11 protein-coding genes are annotated in these 14,029 nt (G+C 74.4%); 8 read left to right on the top strand and 3 right to left on the bottom strand.

Annotated elements, in window-relative coordinates; genetic code table 11:
- Positions 1-73 precede the first annotated feature (73 nt).
- Positions 74-595, top strand: a complete 522-nt coding sequence (locus AB0C17_RS04290; protein WP_357470409.1) for a DinB family protein — start codon at positions 74-76, stop codon at positions 593-595.
- Between the two features lie 4 nt (positions 596-599).
- On the opposite strand, the gene AB0C17_RS04295 is transcribed toward AB0C17_RS04290, so the two are convergent.
- Positions 600-1,460 carry a carbohydrate kinase family protein gene (locus AB0C17_RS04295; RefSeq protein ID WP_357476555.1) on the bottom strand — a complete coding sequence of 287 codons (861 nt, stop codon included), beginning with the start codon at positions 1,458-1,460 and terminating at the stop codon, positions 600-602.
- Positions 1,461-1,542: 82 nt separating this feature from the next.
- Here AB0C17_RS04295 and AB0C17_RS04300 point away from each other — a divergent pair, with 82 nt between their 5' ends.
- Complete coding sequence (locus AB0C17_RS04300; RefSeq protein ID WP_357476558.1) at positions 1,543-4,824, top strand: DEAD/DEAH box helicase; 3,282 nt, start codon at positions 1,543-1,545, stop codon at positions 4,822-4,824.
- Complete coding sequence (locus tag AB0C17_RS04305; RefSeq protein WP_357476561.1) at positions 4,821-5,735, top strand: SWIM zinc finger family protein; 915 nt, start codon at positions 4,821-4,823, stop codon at positions 5,733-5,735. Before AB0C17_RS04300 ends, AB0C17_RS04305 begins: the two co-directional genes overlap by 4 nt.
- 51 nt (positions 5,736-5,786) lie before the next feature.
- On the opposite strand, the gene AB0C17_RS04310 is transcribed toward AB0C17_RS04305, so the two are convergent.
- Positions 5,787-6,044, bottom strand: coding sequence for a DUF3040 domain-containing protein (locus AB0C17_RS04310; protein ID WP_354872192.1), 258 nt, complete (start codon positions 6,042-6,044; stop codon positions 5,787-5,789).
- Positions 6,045-6,490: 446 nt separating this feature from the next.
- On the opposite strand from AB0C17_RS04310, the gene AB0C17_RS04315 reads away from it, so the two are divergent.
- The 5 genes from AB0C17_RS04315 to AB0C17_RS04335 all read left to right on the top strand — a co-directional run bounded on the left by AB0C17_RS04315 (position 6,491) and on the right by AB0C17_RS04335 (position 12,788).
- The gene (locus tag AB0C17_RS04315) at positions 6,491-8,542 is read left to right on the top strand and encodes a DUF1800 domain-containing protein (RefSeq protein ID WP_357476564.1); all 2,052 of its coding nucleotides are present in this window, start codon (positions 6,491-6,493) and stop codon (positions 8,540-8,542) included.
- 8 nt (positions 8,543-8,550) lie between these two features.
- Positions 8,551-9,930 (top strand): DUF1501 domain-containing protein, encoded by a 1,380-nt coding sequence (locus tag AB0C17_RS04320; RefSeq protein ID WP_357476567.1) that lies wholly within the window; start codon positions 8,551-8,553, stop codon positions 9,928-9,930.
- Positions 9,927-11,342: a ferredoxin reductase family protein gene (locus tag AB0C17_RS04325; RefSeq protein WP_357389118.1), complete on the top strand. Its 1,416-nt coding sequence runs from the start codon at positions 9,927-9,929 to the stop codon at positions 11,340-11,342. The genes AB0C17_RS04320 and AB0C17_RS04325 overlap by 4 nt, the downstream gene beginning before the upstream one ends.
- A 13-nt stretch (positions 11,343-11,355) precedes the next feature.
- Positions 11,356-11,958: an FMN-binding protein gene (locus tag AB0C17_RS04330; RefSeq protein WP_357389116.1), complete on the top strand. Its 603-nt coding sequence runs from the start codon at positions 11,356-11,358 to the stop codon at positions 11,956-11,958.
- Positions 11,959-12,056: 98 nt separating this feature from the next.
- Positions 12,057-12,788 carry an FAD:protein FMN transferase gene (locus tag AB0C17_RS04335; protein WP_357470653.1) on the top strand — a complete coding sequence of 244 codons (732 nt, stop codon included), beginning with the start codon at positions 12,057-12,059 and terminating at the stop codon, positions 12,786-12,788.
- A gap of 409 nt (positions 12,789-13,197) precedes the next feature.
- Here AB0C17_RS04335 and AB0C17_RS04340 read toward each other — a convergent pair whose 3' ends face one another.
- Entirely contained in the window at positions 13,198-13,869 is a 672-nt protein-coding gene (locus tag AB0C17_RS04340; protein WP_357470390.1) for a bifunctional DNA primase/polymerase, read from the bottom strand.
- Positions 13,870-14,029 lie beyond the last annotated feature (160 nt).

A 14,029-nucleotide genomic window follows, 5' to 3' on the forward strand; every position in this document is an offset into this window, starting at 1 on the left:
CCCCGGCCGGCCCGGCCGCGCAGGGGATCACGCGGGGCAGCGGGCCGAGCACACCGCGTACTAGGGTCCGGGAATGGCGCACCCGACGATCGATCCGACACTCGGTCCGGTCCTCGCCCGCACGGGCGGCGAGCGGGCGATCCTCGACGCGTTCCTCGACTTCCACCGGGCCACCGTGCTGCGCAAGGTGCGCGGCCTGACCGACGCCGACGCCACCCGGCGTCTGGTGCCTTCGCTGACCACCCTTGCCGGGCTGCTCCAGCACCTGACGGTGGTCGAGGGGAACTGGTTCCGCTGCCTGTTCGACCCCGAGCCGGGCGACGTCTACGTCACCTCCCAGGCCGACGCCGACGCCAGCTTCGCGCTGCGCCCCGGCGACACAGTCGAGGCGCTCGCCGCCGCGTACGAGGCGGCGTGCGAACAGTCCCGCCGGGTCGCCGCGCGGTTCGACCTCGACCACGTGGTGCCGCACCCGCAGCTCGGCGAGGTGTCGCTGCGCTGGGTGCTGGTGCACCTGGTCGAGGAGACCGCCCGGCACGCCGGGCACGCCGACATCCTGCGCGAGCTGACCGACGGCGAGACCGGCGCGATCTGACGGGTCACTCGCGGGGCAGCAGCCCGTCCGGGTACTCCATCCCGTCGTGCGTGCACGCGGCGGCGGCCACCCGTGCGGCGAACCGGGCCGCGTCGAGGACGTCCGCGCCACGCAGCCGGGCGGCGATCACCCCGGCCGCGAACGCGTCCCCGGCGCCGTTGGTGTCCACCACCGGCCCCGGCGGGGTGGCAGCTGGGACGTGCGCCGGCGGCGCGCCGGGGGTGTGCAGGGTCGCGCCGGCCGCCCCGCCGGTCACCAGCACCGTGCGCGGCGCCAGCCCGGCCGCCTCCGTCCCGGCCCGCTCGCCGAGCCGCGTGTCGCTGACGAAGACCAGGTCAGCGATCCGGGCGAACGGGCGGTGGTAGTCGTTCTCGCCGTCCCAGTCGTGCAGGTCGGTGGAGACCGACGAGGCGGCACGCAGCACCGGCAGGGCGTCCCGGGCCCAATCCATGATCGACAGGTGGACGTGGGCCGCCTCGGCGACCAGCGCCGCCAGCTCCGCCTCAGCGAACGGCGCCGGCCCCGACCACGGGCGCGGATCGTGCAGCGACATCCGCCGGCCGTCCGGGTCGACCAGGTTCACCGAGCGGCGGGTGCCGGCCGGCGCGTCGGCCAGTGTGGTCCGGATCGAGGTACGCGCCAGCGCCGCCCGCACCACGTCACCGGCCGGGTCGGCGCCCAGCACGTCGACGAGCGCCACCCGCAGGCCGAGCGCGTGCGCGGCCAGGGCCACGCCGGAGCCGGTGTTGCCGATCCGCAGGTCGATCGGGGGCACCAGCAGCGAGTCGGCCACCGGTGGCGGCAGGGCGGGCACCCGGGCACGGATGTCCACGCCGAGTCCGCCGATCACGAGAAGGTCGACCATGGCGCCGACGATATCCGCGCCCGGCGGCCTATCCTGACTCCCCGGGGCGCCGTCCTTCCGCCCCGGGTTGCGAGGGGGAGCAGTGCTGGTCATCCACGGGTTGTGGCTGCCCGGCGCCGGACTCGCCCTGTGGGCCGAGGACAGCACGCTCCCGGCCCGCGCGCCGCGCCGCCCCGGCCGCGTGCCGCGTGAGCGCCCGCACCCGTTCGCCGCCGACCACGCCACGCTCGCCGCCGCGCTCGACGGCATGCCGGGCGAGCCGGTCTCCGTCCTGCTGGACCTGCCGACCCGGGCCGGCTCGCCGCTGGACTCGCCGGAGCTGGTCCGGGCCACAGTCACCGAACCGGTCCGCGGCCCGGTCACCCGCGCCGGATGGCGGGCACCCGCCCTGGCGTACGCCCCGGACGCCGCGTACGCGTTGCTGCGCGCCCCGATGCCGGGCCCGGCCGGGGCGAGCCTGCGTCACCTGTGCGAGCTGGCCGACTTCGCCGCCGATCTGGTGACCCGCGGCCGGCTGCTGCCGGTCGCGCTGGAGGCGTACCCCATTGGTGTGGCCGACGGAGGGCCGGCCTTGACCGGCGGGCGGACCTCGGCGCGGCGGTCACCGACGGTCCCGGGCGTCGCCGGCTCGGGCGGGGCGGCGGCCGGGCGGCGGTCCGTGGGGGCGGGTGCGGCCGGTGCGGTCTCGGGTGTCGCGGGGGCCGGGCGGCGGCTGCGGGCCGTGGGCGCGGACGACGTGGCGACGGGATGGGCGCTCTGGCGGCCGCTGCTCACCGGCACCGACGCGGCCTGGGCGCGTGACCTGGCGCTGGCGTTGCCACCGGCGGCCCGCGCCGCCCGGGAGTGGCGACCGGAGCCTCCGCTGAGCGGGTCTGCCGCGACGACGACGGACGCGTGGGACGGGCGGGCCGACGACGTCGGGGCCGGTGCGCTGGTGGCGGAGGCGCTGGACGCGCTCGTCGACGCCGCCGCCCGGGTGGCGCTGGCCGACACCCGGCTGCACAGGGGGATGCGCCCGGTCGGCGCGGTGCCGCGCTGGCTGGCCGCGCTCACCGGACCGGAACGCGCCTTCCCGGCCGAGCCGGACGCGCTGAAGACGCTGCGCGAGGAAATGGACGCCTGGCAGCGCGACGCCGCGGGCGGCGCGGTACGGGCCACGTTCCGCCTGGTCGAACCGGCCGTCGACCCGGTCGCCGAACTGGTCGAGGACGCGGTCTGGCGGGTCGAGTTCGGCCTGCACCCCGCCGACGAGCCGGGGCTCGTGGTGGACGCCGCGCACATCTGGCAGCGGCCCGCGCCCGCGCTCGCCGCCCGGGGCGTGGAGCCGCAGGAGACGCTTCTCGCCGAGCTGGGCCGGGCCAGCCGGCTGTGGCCGGAGGTGGACGTCGCGCTGCGTACCGCCGCGCCGGAGGGCATGGAGCTGGACGCCGAGGGCGCGCACCGGTTCCTGCGCGACGGCGCCCCGGTGCTGCACGCGGCCGGGTTCGGGGTGCTGCTGCCGTCGTGGTGGCGGCGTTCCTCGTCCCGGCTGGGAGCACGGTTGCGGGCGCGCAGCCGTACCGCGCCGGGTGCGGTCGCCACCACCGCCGGGAAGCTGGGGCTGGACGCGCTCGTCGACTACCGCTGGGAGCTGGCGCTCGGCGACCAGCCACTGACCGCCGAGGAACTGGCGACGCTCGCCGACCTGAAGTCGCCGCTGGTCCGGCTGCGCGGCCGGTGGGTCGAGCTGGACCCGCAGCGGCTGGAGGCGGGGCTGAAGCTGCTGCGCTCCTCCGGCGAGCTGACGGTGGCCGACCTGCTGCGGATGGGCCTGTCCGGCGACGACAACGCCGGTGAGCTGCCGGTGCTGGACGTCGTCGCCGACGGCGCGCTGGGCGAGCTGCTGGCCGGTGAGGCGGAGCGGCGGCTCACCCCGGCCGACCCGCCGCCGGGCTTCAGCGGGACGCTGCGGCCGTACCAGCGGCGTGGACTGGCCTGGCTGGCGTTCCTCCAGTCGCTCGGACTCGGCGGGATCCTCGCCGACGACATGGGCCTGGGCAAGACCGTGCAACTGCTCGCACTGCTCGCCGGTGACCCGCCGGAGACCGGGCCCACGCTGCTTGTCTGCCCGATGTCGCTGGTCGGCAACTGGCAGCGGGAGGCGGCGAAGTTCGCCCCCGGGCTGCGGGTGCACGTGCACCACGGCGCCGAGCGGGCCCGGGGCGAGGGCTTCGCCGCCGCCGTCGGGGAGGCGGATCTGGTGCTCACCACGTACTCGGTGGCGGCCCGGGACGCGTTCGAGCTCGCCGGCGTCGACTGGCACCGGGTGGTGGTGGACGAGGCACAGGCGATCAAGAACGCCGCGACCCGGCAGGCCGAGGCGGTCCGGTCGCTGCCCGCGCGGCACCGGGTCGCGGTCACCGGTACGCCGGTGGAGAACCGGCTGGCCGACCTCTGGTCCATCATGCAGTTCGCGAACCCGGGGCTGCTCGGCCCGGCCGCCACGTTCCGCAAGCGCTTCGCCGAACCGATCGAGCGGCACGGCGACGCCGAGGTGGCCGAGCGGCTGCGCCGGATCACCGGCCCGTTCGTGCTGCGCCGCCTCAAGACCGACCCGACGATCATCACCGACCTGCCGGAGAAGCTGGAGATGGAGGTGGTCTGCAACCTCACCGCCGAGCAGGCCGCGCTCTACCGCGCAGTGGTCGACGACATGATGGCGAAGATCGAGTCCAGCGACGGGATCGAGCGGCGCGGGCTGGTGCTGGCCACCATGACCCGGCTCAAGCAGGTCTGCAACCATCCCGCCCAGCTGCTGCACGACGGCTCCGCGCTGGACGGCCGGTCCGGCAAGCTGGAACGCCTCGACGAGATCGTCGACGAGGTGCTCGCGGCGGGGGAGAAGGCGCTGCTGTTCACCCAGTACGCCGAGTTCGGCGGCATGCTGCGCGGGCACCTGTCGGCGCGTACCGGCCGGGAGGTGCTGCTGCTGCACGGCGGCGTCGGCAAGGCCGAACGGGACGCCATGGTGACCCGGTTCCAGTCGCCGCAGGGGCCGCCGCTGTTCGTCCTTTCGCTCAAGGCCGGCGGCACCGGGCTCACGCTGACCGCCGCCAACCACGTGGTGCACGTGGACAGGTGGTGGAACCCGGCCGTCGAGGACCAGGCCACCGACCGGGCGTTCCGCATCGGACAGCGCCGCCGCGTCCAGGTACGCAAGTTCGTCTGCGCCGGCACCGTCGAGGAGAAGGTGGCCGCGATGATCGCCGACAAGCGCAGCCTGGCCCGCTCGGTGGTGGGCAGCGGCGAGCAGTGGGTCACCGAGCTGTCGACCGAGACGCTGCGCGACCTGTTCCGGCTGGAGTCCGGGGCGGTGGTCGAGTGAGCCCCGGTTTTGACGACTACGGTCCGCCGGTACGGGTCGAGGGCGGGCTACGGGCGCGCAGCACCCGGGGCGCGATCGGGCACTCCTGGTGGTCCCGGCGGTTCGTGGAGGTGCTGGAGTCGTTCGCGCTGGGCTCCCGGCTCACCCGCGGCCGGGCGTACGCGCGCCGTGGGCAGGTGCTCCGGCTGGACGTGTCACCGGGAACCGTCACCGCCGAGGTGCAGGGCTCCCGGCCGCGTCCCTACCCGGTGCGGATCGGGCTGGCCGCGTACCCGGAGAAGACGTGGCGGCGGATCGAGGCGGAGCTGGCCGGGCAGGCGTTCTTCAGCGCCCGGCTGCTCGCCGGTGACCTGCCGGCCGAACTGGAGGAGCTGTTCGCCGAGGCGGGCGCGCCGCTGTTCCCGGCCGACGTCGACGAACTCGACCAGCGGTGCGGCTGCCCCGACTTCGCGGTGCCGTGCAAACACCTGGCGGCCACGTTCTACCTGCTCGCCGAGGCGTTCGACGCGGACCCGTTCCACCTGCTGCACTGGCGCGGACGGTCCCGCGCCGACCTGCTGGACCGGCTGCGTACGCTGCGCGGCGCTCACCCCGGCTCGGCCGGGACCGGCGGTACGGACCGGGCCGGCGGCGCGGATGGGATTGGCGGCGCGGCGCGTGCCCTGGCCGGGTTGCCGGCGGTCGAGCCGGACGACGAGCTGGACCGGTTCTGGCTGGCGCCGGTGGCGCTGCCGGACCGGCCACCCACGCTCGCCACCGGCCCGGAGCTGCTGTTGCGTCAGCTCGGGCCGCCCGGGGCCGCAGTCGGCGGGCCGGGCCTGGCCGAGCGGCTGCGCCGGGCGTACCGGGAGTTCGGCAGCGGCGGAGCCGCGTCCCCCAGGGAGTTCGGTCGCGCCGAAGGCGAGTGTTAACAGGGGGCCCTTCCTCTACCGAATGCGTTAAGAAGGGGCCCTTCCTTACGCCTACAGCAAGCGGCGGCGGAAGCGCCACATCACCGCGGCGTTGGCGACCAGCACCACCGCGCAGATCGCCCCGGCCAGCCGCCCGACGAGCACTGTCATCGCCGGCAGCGAGGCCCACAGCACGATCGTCAACAGCATCATGTACCGGCCCCGGCGGCCCTTGGCCCGGTTGTTCAACCGGGCGAAGAACCGTGGGTCACTCTCCCGTAGATGGCGGGTGATCTGTTCGAACCTGCGCTGATCCTCTTGGCTGAGCATGGCGGTGCCTTCCCCTCACGGCTTCAGCGGTTCGGCGGCATACCCGGATCGGAGGCCGGTCACGCGCCGCCGCTGCTGCTGTTTCGGCGGGCCGGACAGGCGGAACGAGGTTCTCAGCGCAGGCTTATCCGTACCTTAAGTTTCGGTGAGGTGGTGAACGCGCCCGGCGGCGTCGCCGGGGTGCGAAACCTCGCATCCGGTCGGTGCGGGCCCGGGTCGTCCCTGCTCCGGAAGCCGCCGTGCGCCGGCCGTCGCGACCGGTCTCTCCCGTCGGTTCTCAGCACTGTCTTAAGTGCGCTCACGAGCGCGTTCGGCGCGCCTTGAGTGGCCGGGACGGCATGGCTACTTTCCCGTAGGCAACTTCTCCGGCAACCGTCGCCGCCCCTGCGTCACCCGACCCCCCGGGTGGCAGGCGTGCCGGCGCTCGAAGAAAACGGGACAGCTACATGGCCGACCAGAACGTGCCACCGCGTCGCCCCCGGGACGACCGCGGCTGGGACGGATACCAGCACCCCCAATCGGACGGGTACCGCGACCTGGACGCCGCACCGTACGCCGGCGGTCACCCCGCCCCGGGCCCGCAGTGGGTCGGGCCGAACGGTTTCGCCCCCGCCGCGCCGGCCCCCGCCGGCTACCCCCAGCACGGCGGATACGCCCAGCCCGCCGGCGGATACGGCCCGCCGACCGGCGGTGGACTGCCCGACCTGGACGACGACGGTGACGGGGCCCCCAAGCGGGGCCGGCGCCGGGCGCTGGCCACCCTCGGCGGCGCCGTGGTGGTCGCCGGTGGCGCCGCCCTGGCCATGTCCCCGCAGGTGCGTGGCCTCTTCAGTGACGCGCCGGCCGGTGACGCCACCGGCACCGTCACCACCGACGGCAGCTCCGCCCGGCCCAGCGGCCAGCAGCCCAGCACGGTACGGACCTACACCGAGCAGAACGAGAGCTACATGGGCTCCCGGGCCGGTGAGGCGCTCAAGCGCAACGCGCCGTCCGGTGGCCGCCTCTACGGCAGCCCGGCCGCAGCCGCCGAGGCGACGAAGGTGACGGTGAAGACGGTCCTCGCCAAGGACCCGATCCGGCACCTCGCGGTCCGCACCACGTTCGGCGCCACCCCGAAGGTGATGGCCGACATCAAGCGGCTCGGCATCGACGACTGGCTGCGCGAGCAGCTCGAACCGGAGAAGATCGCCCCGACGAAGGCCGAGCTGAAGCTGGCCGACCTGCAGTCGCTCAAGCTCAGCCCGACGCAGCTGCGCGACCAGCGCGAGCAGCTCAACGAGAAGGGCGTCGACCCGGCCCGGGAGACGGTGGACGCCACCATCGCCCGGCAGATCTGGTCCGACCGGCAGCTGTTCGAGGTCATGGTCGACTTCTGGAACGACTTCCTGCACGTCGCCGCCGACTTCGACGGCGGGGAGAACTACCGCAACGCGTTCGACCGGGACGTCATCCGCAAGCACGCGCTGGGCAGCTACCCGGAGATGCTCGTCGCCGCGAACAAGCACCCGGCGCTGCTGCTCTACCTGAACCAGGTCGACTCGCGCAAGGACGCGGTTAACGAGAACCTGGCCCGGGAGAACCTGGAGCTGTACTCGGTCGGCGTCGACGGCGGTTACACCGAGAAGGACGTCCGCCAGGCCGCGCTGCTCCAGACCGGACGCGGCGTCGCCGACGGCAAGTACAAGTTCTTCGCCGAGCGCCACTACCTCGGCAAGGTGAAGATCCTCGGGTTCAGCCACGCCAACAACTCCGACGACCCGGTGGCCGCCGACAAGGTGATCGACTCGTACATCCGCTACATCGCGATGCACCCGTCGACAGCGCGGTACGTGGCACAGAACCTCGCCACCCGGTTCGTCTCCGACACCCCGCCGAAGTCCGTGGTGGACCGCCTCGCCAAGGCGTACACCACGAACAAGGGGCAGATCCGCCCGGTGCTGGCCACGCTGTTCAGCTCCTCGGAGTTCTGGGCCGCGGTCGGCCAGAAGGTACGCCGCCCGATGGAGTACCTGGTCGCCACGTACCGGGCGCTGGGTGTCTCGCCGGAGGCTGCCCCCGGCTACTCCTCCGGCGACAACCGGCGTACCCCGTTCGGGCAGGGCCTGCGGCAGATCCAGGACAAGATGCGCGAGCTCGGCCAGTACCCGATGGGCAAGCCCACCCCGGACGGCTACGCCGACGTCTACCTGGCCTGGACCTCGGCCGGCACCATGATCGACGGCTGGAACGAGGCGGGCGACCTGATCGCCGGCTACCGCAAGCAGTTCACCTTCGCCAAGCCGGAGAAGCTGGTGGCGAAGCCGCCGGCCACCGCCGGGGCGTACGTGGACGCGCTGGCCCAGCGGCTGGTGCAGCAGAAGCTCAGCGCCAAGGAGAAGAAGCTCGTGCTCGCCGTGGCCGGCGTGTCCGAGAGCGCCAAGGTCGACGCCACCTTCAACGGGGCCATCGCCGCTGTCGCGCGGACGATCCTCGCGTCCCCCCAGCACCACCTCCGGTGAGGCATTCGATGGAGATGACCGTGAACCCGTACCCCCTGCACCCCGAATGCCCCGACCTGCGGCGGCTGGCCGACAACCCGGCCGAGGCGCTGCTGCGCGCGGAGGCGGACATCGTCGCGGCCGAGAACGCCGCCGAGGCCGACCGGTACCGCCGGCTGGAGGAGGTCGAGGAGGCGCAGCAGGACGGCCGGGGCGTCACCCGGCGTACCTTCGTCGCCGGCGCCGCCGCGACCGCCACCGCGCTGGCGACCGCGCAGTTCGTCACCACCTCGGCGTCGTTCGCCGCGACGAAGACCGGCACGCTGATCCACGTCTTCCTCTACGGCGGGCTGGACGGGCTGAGCCTTGTCGCACCGGCCGACGACCCGGTGCTCGCCAAGGCCCGCCCCGACCTGCTGCTCGGCGACGACTCGCTGGCGCTGGCCCGTGGCTTCAAGCTGACCAGCGCGTTCGCGCCGCTGGAGAAGTGGCTCAAGGCCGGGCAGCTCGGCTTCGTGCCGGCCGTGTCCGACCCGCGGCTGTCGCGCAGCCACTTCCAGGCCGCCGACGCCTGCAACCTGGGCGGCCTGCCCGGCGAGACCGGCGGCCGGGGCTGGCTGGACAGCCTGGTCGACTCGCTCGGCAAGGGCACCGCGTTCCGCAGCGTCGGCATCGGCAGCACGCTGCCGCGCTCGCTGGTCGGCGTGAACGGCGCGATCTCCCTCAACAACGTCGGCGACCTGCGGCTCAACGGCGACGACAAGTTCCGCGCGGCCACCGAGAAGGCCATCCGTGGCCTGTTCACCGGCATCAACCACCCGGTCGAGGAGGCGGTGCAGGAGGGCATGGGCGCGCTGGCCACCGCCCAGAAGCTCGCCGCCAAGCCGTACGCCGCCGCCGAGGGCGTCCAGTACCAGGGCGTCGGCAACGCGTTCAAGCAGCTCGCCCAGCTCATCAAGGGCGGCGCGAACGTCCGGGTGGCAACCGTCGGCATGGGCGGCTACGACACCCACGAGAACCAGGGCACCCGCGAGGGCGGCCAGCTCTGGCGGCGGCTGAACGAACTCGCAGGCGCAATGGCCGCGTTCTTCACCGACCTGGGCGACCAGGCGGCGGACGTGACGATCATGGTGTCCAGCGAGTTCGGCCGGCGGGTCGGCTCGAACGGCGGCGGCACCGACCACGGGCACGGCGGCGTGGTCACCGTGCTGTCCGGCCGCAAGCTGGCCGGTTCGCTGCTCGGCACCTGGAACGGCCTGGACAAGCTGGACAGCGGCGACGTGCCGGAATACAACAACATGTTCAACGTCTACGGATCGGTCGCGCAGGGCCGCTTCGGCCTGACCACCGCCCAGGTGGACAAGGTCTTCCCCCGGCAGAAGTTCGCCCCGGTCAAGATCTACGCGTGACGTACCAGGACACCCACGCCGCCGGCCGCCGTACCGGGCATCCCACCCCGTACGGCGGCCGTCCGGCTGCCCCCGTACCCCCGGGTCGTCCCCGGCGCGGACCCGGCGGCCGGCGTACGCTCGCCGCGGTGTTCTGGCTGGGCCTGGTCGCCGCCGTCCTGCCGTGGTGGCTGGACACCCCGGCGGGAACGCTCGCCGACACCGCCGACCTGCTCACCGCGGGCGGCCGGATCACCGGGCTGATCGCCGGTTACCTGCTGCTGGTGCAGGTGCTGATGATGAGCCGGCTCGGCGTGCTGGAACGCGCGCTCGGCGGCGAACGGATCTCCCGGCTGCACCGGGACCTCGGCGCGACGCTGCTGGTGGCGGTGCTCGCGCACATGTCGCTGCTGGTGGTCGGCTACGCCCGCCAGGAACGCAAGACGGTGCTCGGCGAGGTCGGCGCGCTGCTGACCGACTACGACGACATGATCACCGCGTTCGCCGCGGCCGGCGTCCTGGTCACCGTCGCGTTCACCGCGGTACGCGCCGTGCGCCGCCGCCTGCCGTACGAGCTGTGGCGTCTGCTGCACGCGGCCAGCTACCTCACGCTGCTGCTCGGCTACGCGCACCAGTTCAGCAACGGCGCTCAGCTCTACGAGCCGGGCCCGGTGCGTACCGGCTGGATCGCCGCGTACCTGCTGGTGGTGGCCGCGCTGGTGTGGGGCCGGGTGGTCGCGCCGCTGGTGTTCAACCTGCGGCACCGGCTGCGCGTCGCGGACGTGGTGGCGGAGAGCCCGGACACCGTCTCGGTCTACCTGACCGGGCAGCGGCTCAACCAGATCGACCTGCTCGGCGGGCAGTTCTTCCGCTGGCGCTTCCTCAACCCCGGCTGCTGGTGGCAGTCGCACCCGTTCTCCGTCTCCGCCGCCGCCAACGGCCGCTGGCTGCGGATCACCGTCAAGGTCGTCGGCGGGTACACCGCCGAGCTGCGCGACCTGACGCCCGGCACCCGGGTCTGGGCGCAGGGCCCCTCCGGCACGTTCACCGCCGCGCACCGCACCCGGGAACGGGCGCTGCTCATCGCCGGGGGCAGCGGCATCGCTCCACTGCGGGCGATGCTTGAGGAACTGCCGCCCGGCGCGGCGCTGATCTACCGGGCGCGTACCCCGGCCGACGTGCTGCTGCACCAGGAGCTGGACTGGCTCGCCCAGGCCCGGCAGACCTCCGTCTGGTACGTCGTCGGCCGCCGCGGCGACCCCGGCCCCCGCCAGGTGATGAACCCCGACGGCCTGCGCCGGCTGGTGCCCGACCTGACCCGCCGCGACGTCTACCTGTGCGGCCCGGGCGGCCTGGTCGACGAGGCGGTCGCCGCGCTGCGGGCCGCGGGCGTGCCCCGCCGCCAGATCCACCTGACCGCGTTCGAGCTGTAGGAGAGGCACCGCCATGCGTCGCGCGCTGTTCGCGATCACCGGCCTGGCCGCCGGCACCACCGCGCTGGTGGTGCTCAAGGGCGCGCCGGGCGCCGGGCAGACCGCGCCGGACGTACCGGCCGCGCTGGCCCCCGTCGTACCGGGCGGCTCGGCCGCGCCCGAACCGCCGTCGCCCACCGGCTCCGCGCCCGCTTCCACCCCGCCGGGAACGCCCCGGGCCTCGGCGAAGCCGACGGTCAAGCCCAGTGCCGACCGCAGCGCGGCCAGCCGGGGCGGCACCGGCACGCGCACCACGCCGGCCGCGCCCCGGACCACTACCAAGAGCGCGCCGAAGGTCACCACCCGCACGGTGACCGGACCGTCCGTCACCTACGAGTACGGCTCGCTCCAGGTCCGGATCACGCTCAGCGGCAGCCGGATCGTCGACGCCACGGCGATCGGACTGCCGCTGGGCGGGCAGTCCGGGCAGCGCAGCGACGACGTGCAGGCCCGCTACAGCGGCACCTCCGGCGAGGTGGTGGCCCGGCAGAGCGCCAACCTGAGCACCGTCTCCGGCGCCACCTACACCAGCACCGCGTACAAGCAGTCGTTGCAGGCCGCGCTGGACAAGGCGTGACGGTGCCGGCTCGTGCCGGCGCCGCCGTCGGTCCCGGTCCGTCCGCCGTCGGTCCCGGTCCGTCCGCCCGGCGCGGCCTGCGCCGGGTCGAACACGTCATGGGTACGGCGATCAGCCTCGACCTGGCCGACGACCTGCCCGCGTCCACGCTCGACGAGCTGGCCGAGGAGACGTTCGGCTGGCTGCGCGAGGTGGACGCGCGGTTCAGCACGTACCGGGACCACAGCGAGGTGTGCCGCGTCGACCGGGGCGAGCTGCGGGCCGCCGACGCGTCCGCAGACCTGCGGGCCGTGCTGGCGGCCTGCGCCGACCTGTGGACCGCCACCGACGGGTTCTTCGACGCGTACGCGACGGGCCGGCTCGACCCGTCCGGCTACGTGAAGGGCTGGGCGGCGCAGGTCGCCTCGGACCGGCTGGTGGCCACCGGCGCACCGAACCACTGCGTGAACGCGGGCGGCGACGTGCGGGTACGCGGCCACGACGCGACCGGGCAGCCGTGGCGGATCGGGGTACGGCATCCCTGGGACGCGACGGCGACCTGTCTGGTGCTGACCGGCACCGACCTGGCGGTCGCCACCTCCGGCGTGTACGAGCGCGGGCACCACGTGCTGGACCCGCGCCGGGGCGTACCGGCGACCGGTCTGCGCTCGGTCACCGTGGCCGGCCCCGACCTGGGCACAGCCGACGCGTACGCGACGGCCGCCGTGGCGATGGGCGAGTCGGGCCTGACCTGGCTGGACCACCTACCGTCCCCCTGGCAGCACGCCGTGGTCACCGAAGACGGTCACCTGCACCACTCTCGCGCGCTCCCCACCCTCCCGCCTTCCTGACCTGCCCGCTGCCCCGGCCGTCGGCGCGGTGATCAAGGAGTTTGTGTCCTCCAGGGCGCGCTGGGCGGACACAAACTCCTTGATCAACCGGTGGGGGCGGGGCGGGGGCGGGGTGGGAGCGGGGTGGGTCAGCGGAGGGGGCGGTGGAGGGTGGCGGGGCGGGAGCCTGTGGGGCGGGGGCGGCCGGGGCGGACGCCCAGGGGGCGGGTGAAGCCCCACGGGTGCCGGCGGCGGCGGGGCCGCGCCGGCTCGGTACCGCCGGTGTGGCGGGCAGCGTCGTCCCTGGACATGGTCAAAACCCCCGCTCTGGCGCACACGCGCCCTCGCCAGGTTCAACGAGTCCGGTGCCGGGGAGGTCGCTGTCGGACACCCGTCCGGGTCACCGGACCGGCCGTGACCAGGAGGAGCGTCAGCGGCCCCGGCGGGGCAGCGGCAGGTGGCCGGGCAGCAGTTCGGTGCCGAACGTGACCCCGGCCGCGCGCAACGCGGCGATCAGCGCGTTCTGCACCAGATAGGAGTCGGGTAGCCGCCAGCGGGCGTGCTCGGGCGCGACCACCCAGCGCACCGTCCCCTCGGGCAGCCGGGTCGGCGGGGCGGGGATCCACGAGCCGGGTCCGTGGCGCACCACGTGGAAACAGTGCTCCAACTCGGGCCGCAGCGGGTCGCCGGGGCGTACCAGGAACATCCAGCGGCCGGTCGGGGTGACCAGCGCGGGCCCGCGTACGCCGAAGCCGGCGGGATGGGTGGCGACCGCGTCCAGCACCTGCCGGCCCAGGTGGGCGGCGACCTCCAGGACGTCGAACGCGCGCCCGGTGGGCAGCAGGATGCCGTGCGGGCGGTTGCGCCACCAGGCGGCCACCCGGGCCGGGTCGGCGCTGGCGGCGTGCTCCCAGTCCTCGAGCGCCGGGTGGCAGCCCACAGTGGGGCAGCCGGCCCGGCCGCAGACGAACCGGCTGTTCGCGAGGCAGGCGCCGGGGGTGACCGGCCAGTGGTGCAGCGCGTACCGCATCGCGACCCGGCGCAGCCGGACCCGCTCCAGCGGCGAGAGGTGAGCGACGCGCGGTCGGACGTTCCTCCACATGTCTGCCGTCCCCTCTGGCCCCGCCGGACCCTCCACGAAATAGCCCGCCGGACCGTCCACAAGATGGTCCGCCGAACCGTCCACAAGCCATACGTCGAAACCCGTCACTGCCGTAACCCCCGCTCGTTGTGCTGACGAACGGCCGGTGCAACTTGCACGA

The sequence above is a fragment of the Micromonospora sp. NPDC048887 genome, from assembly GCF_040649715.1.
GTDB lineage: Bacteria > Actinomycetota > Actinomycetes > Mycobacteriales > Micromonosporaceae > Micromonospora.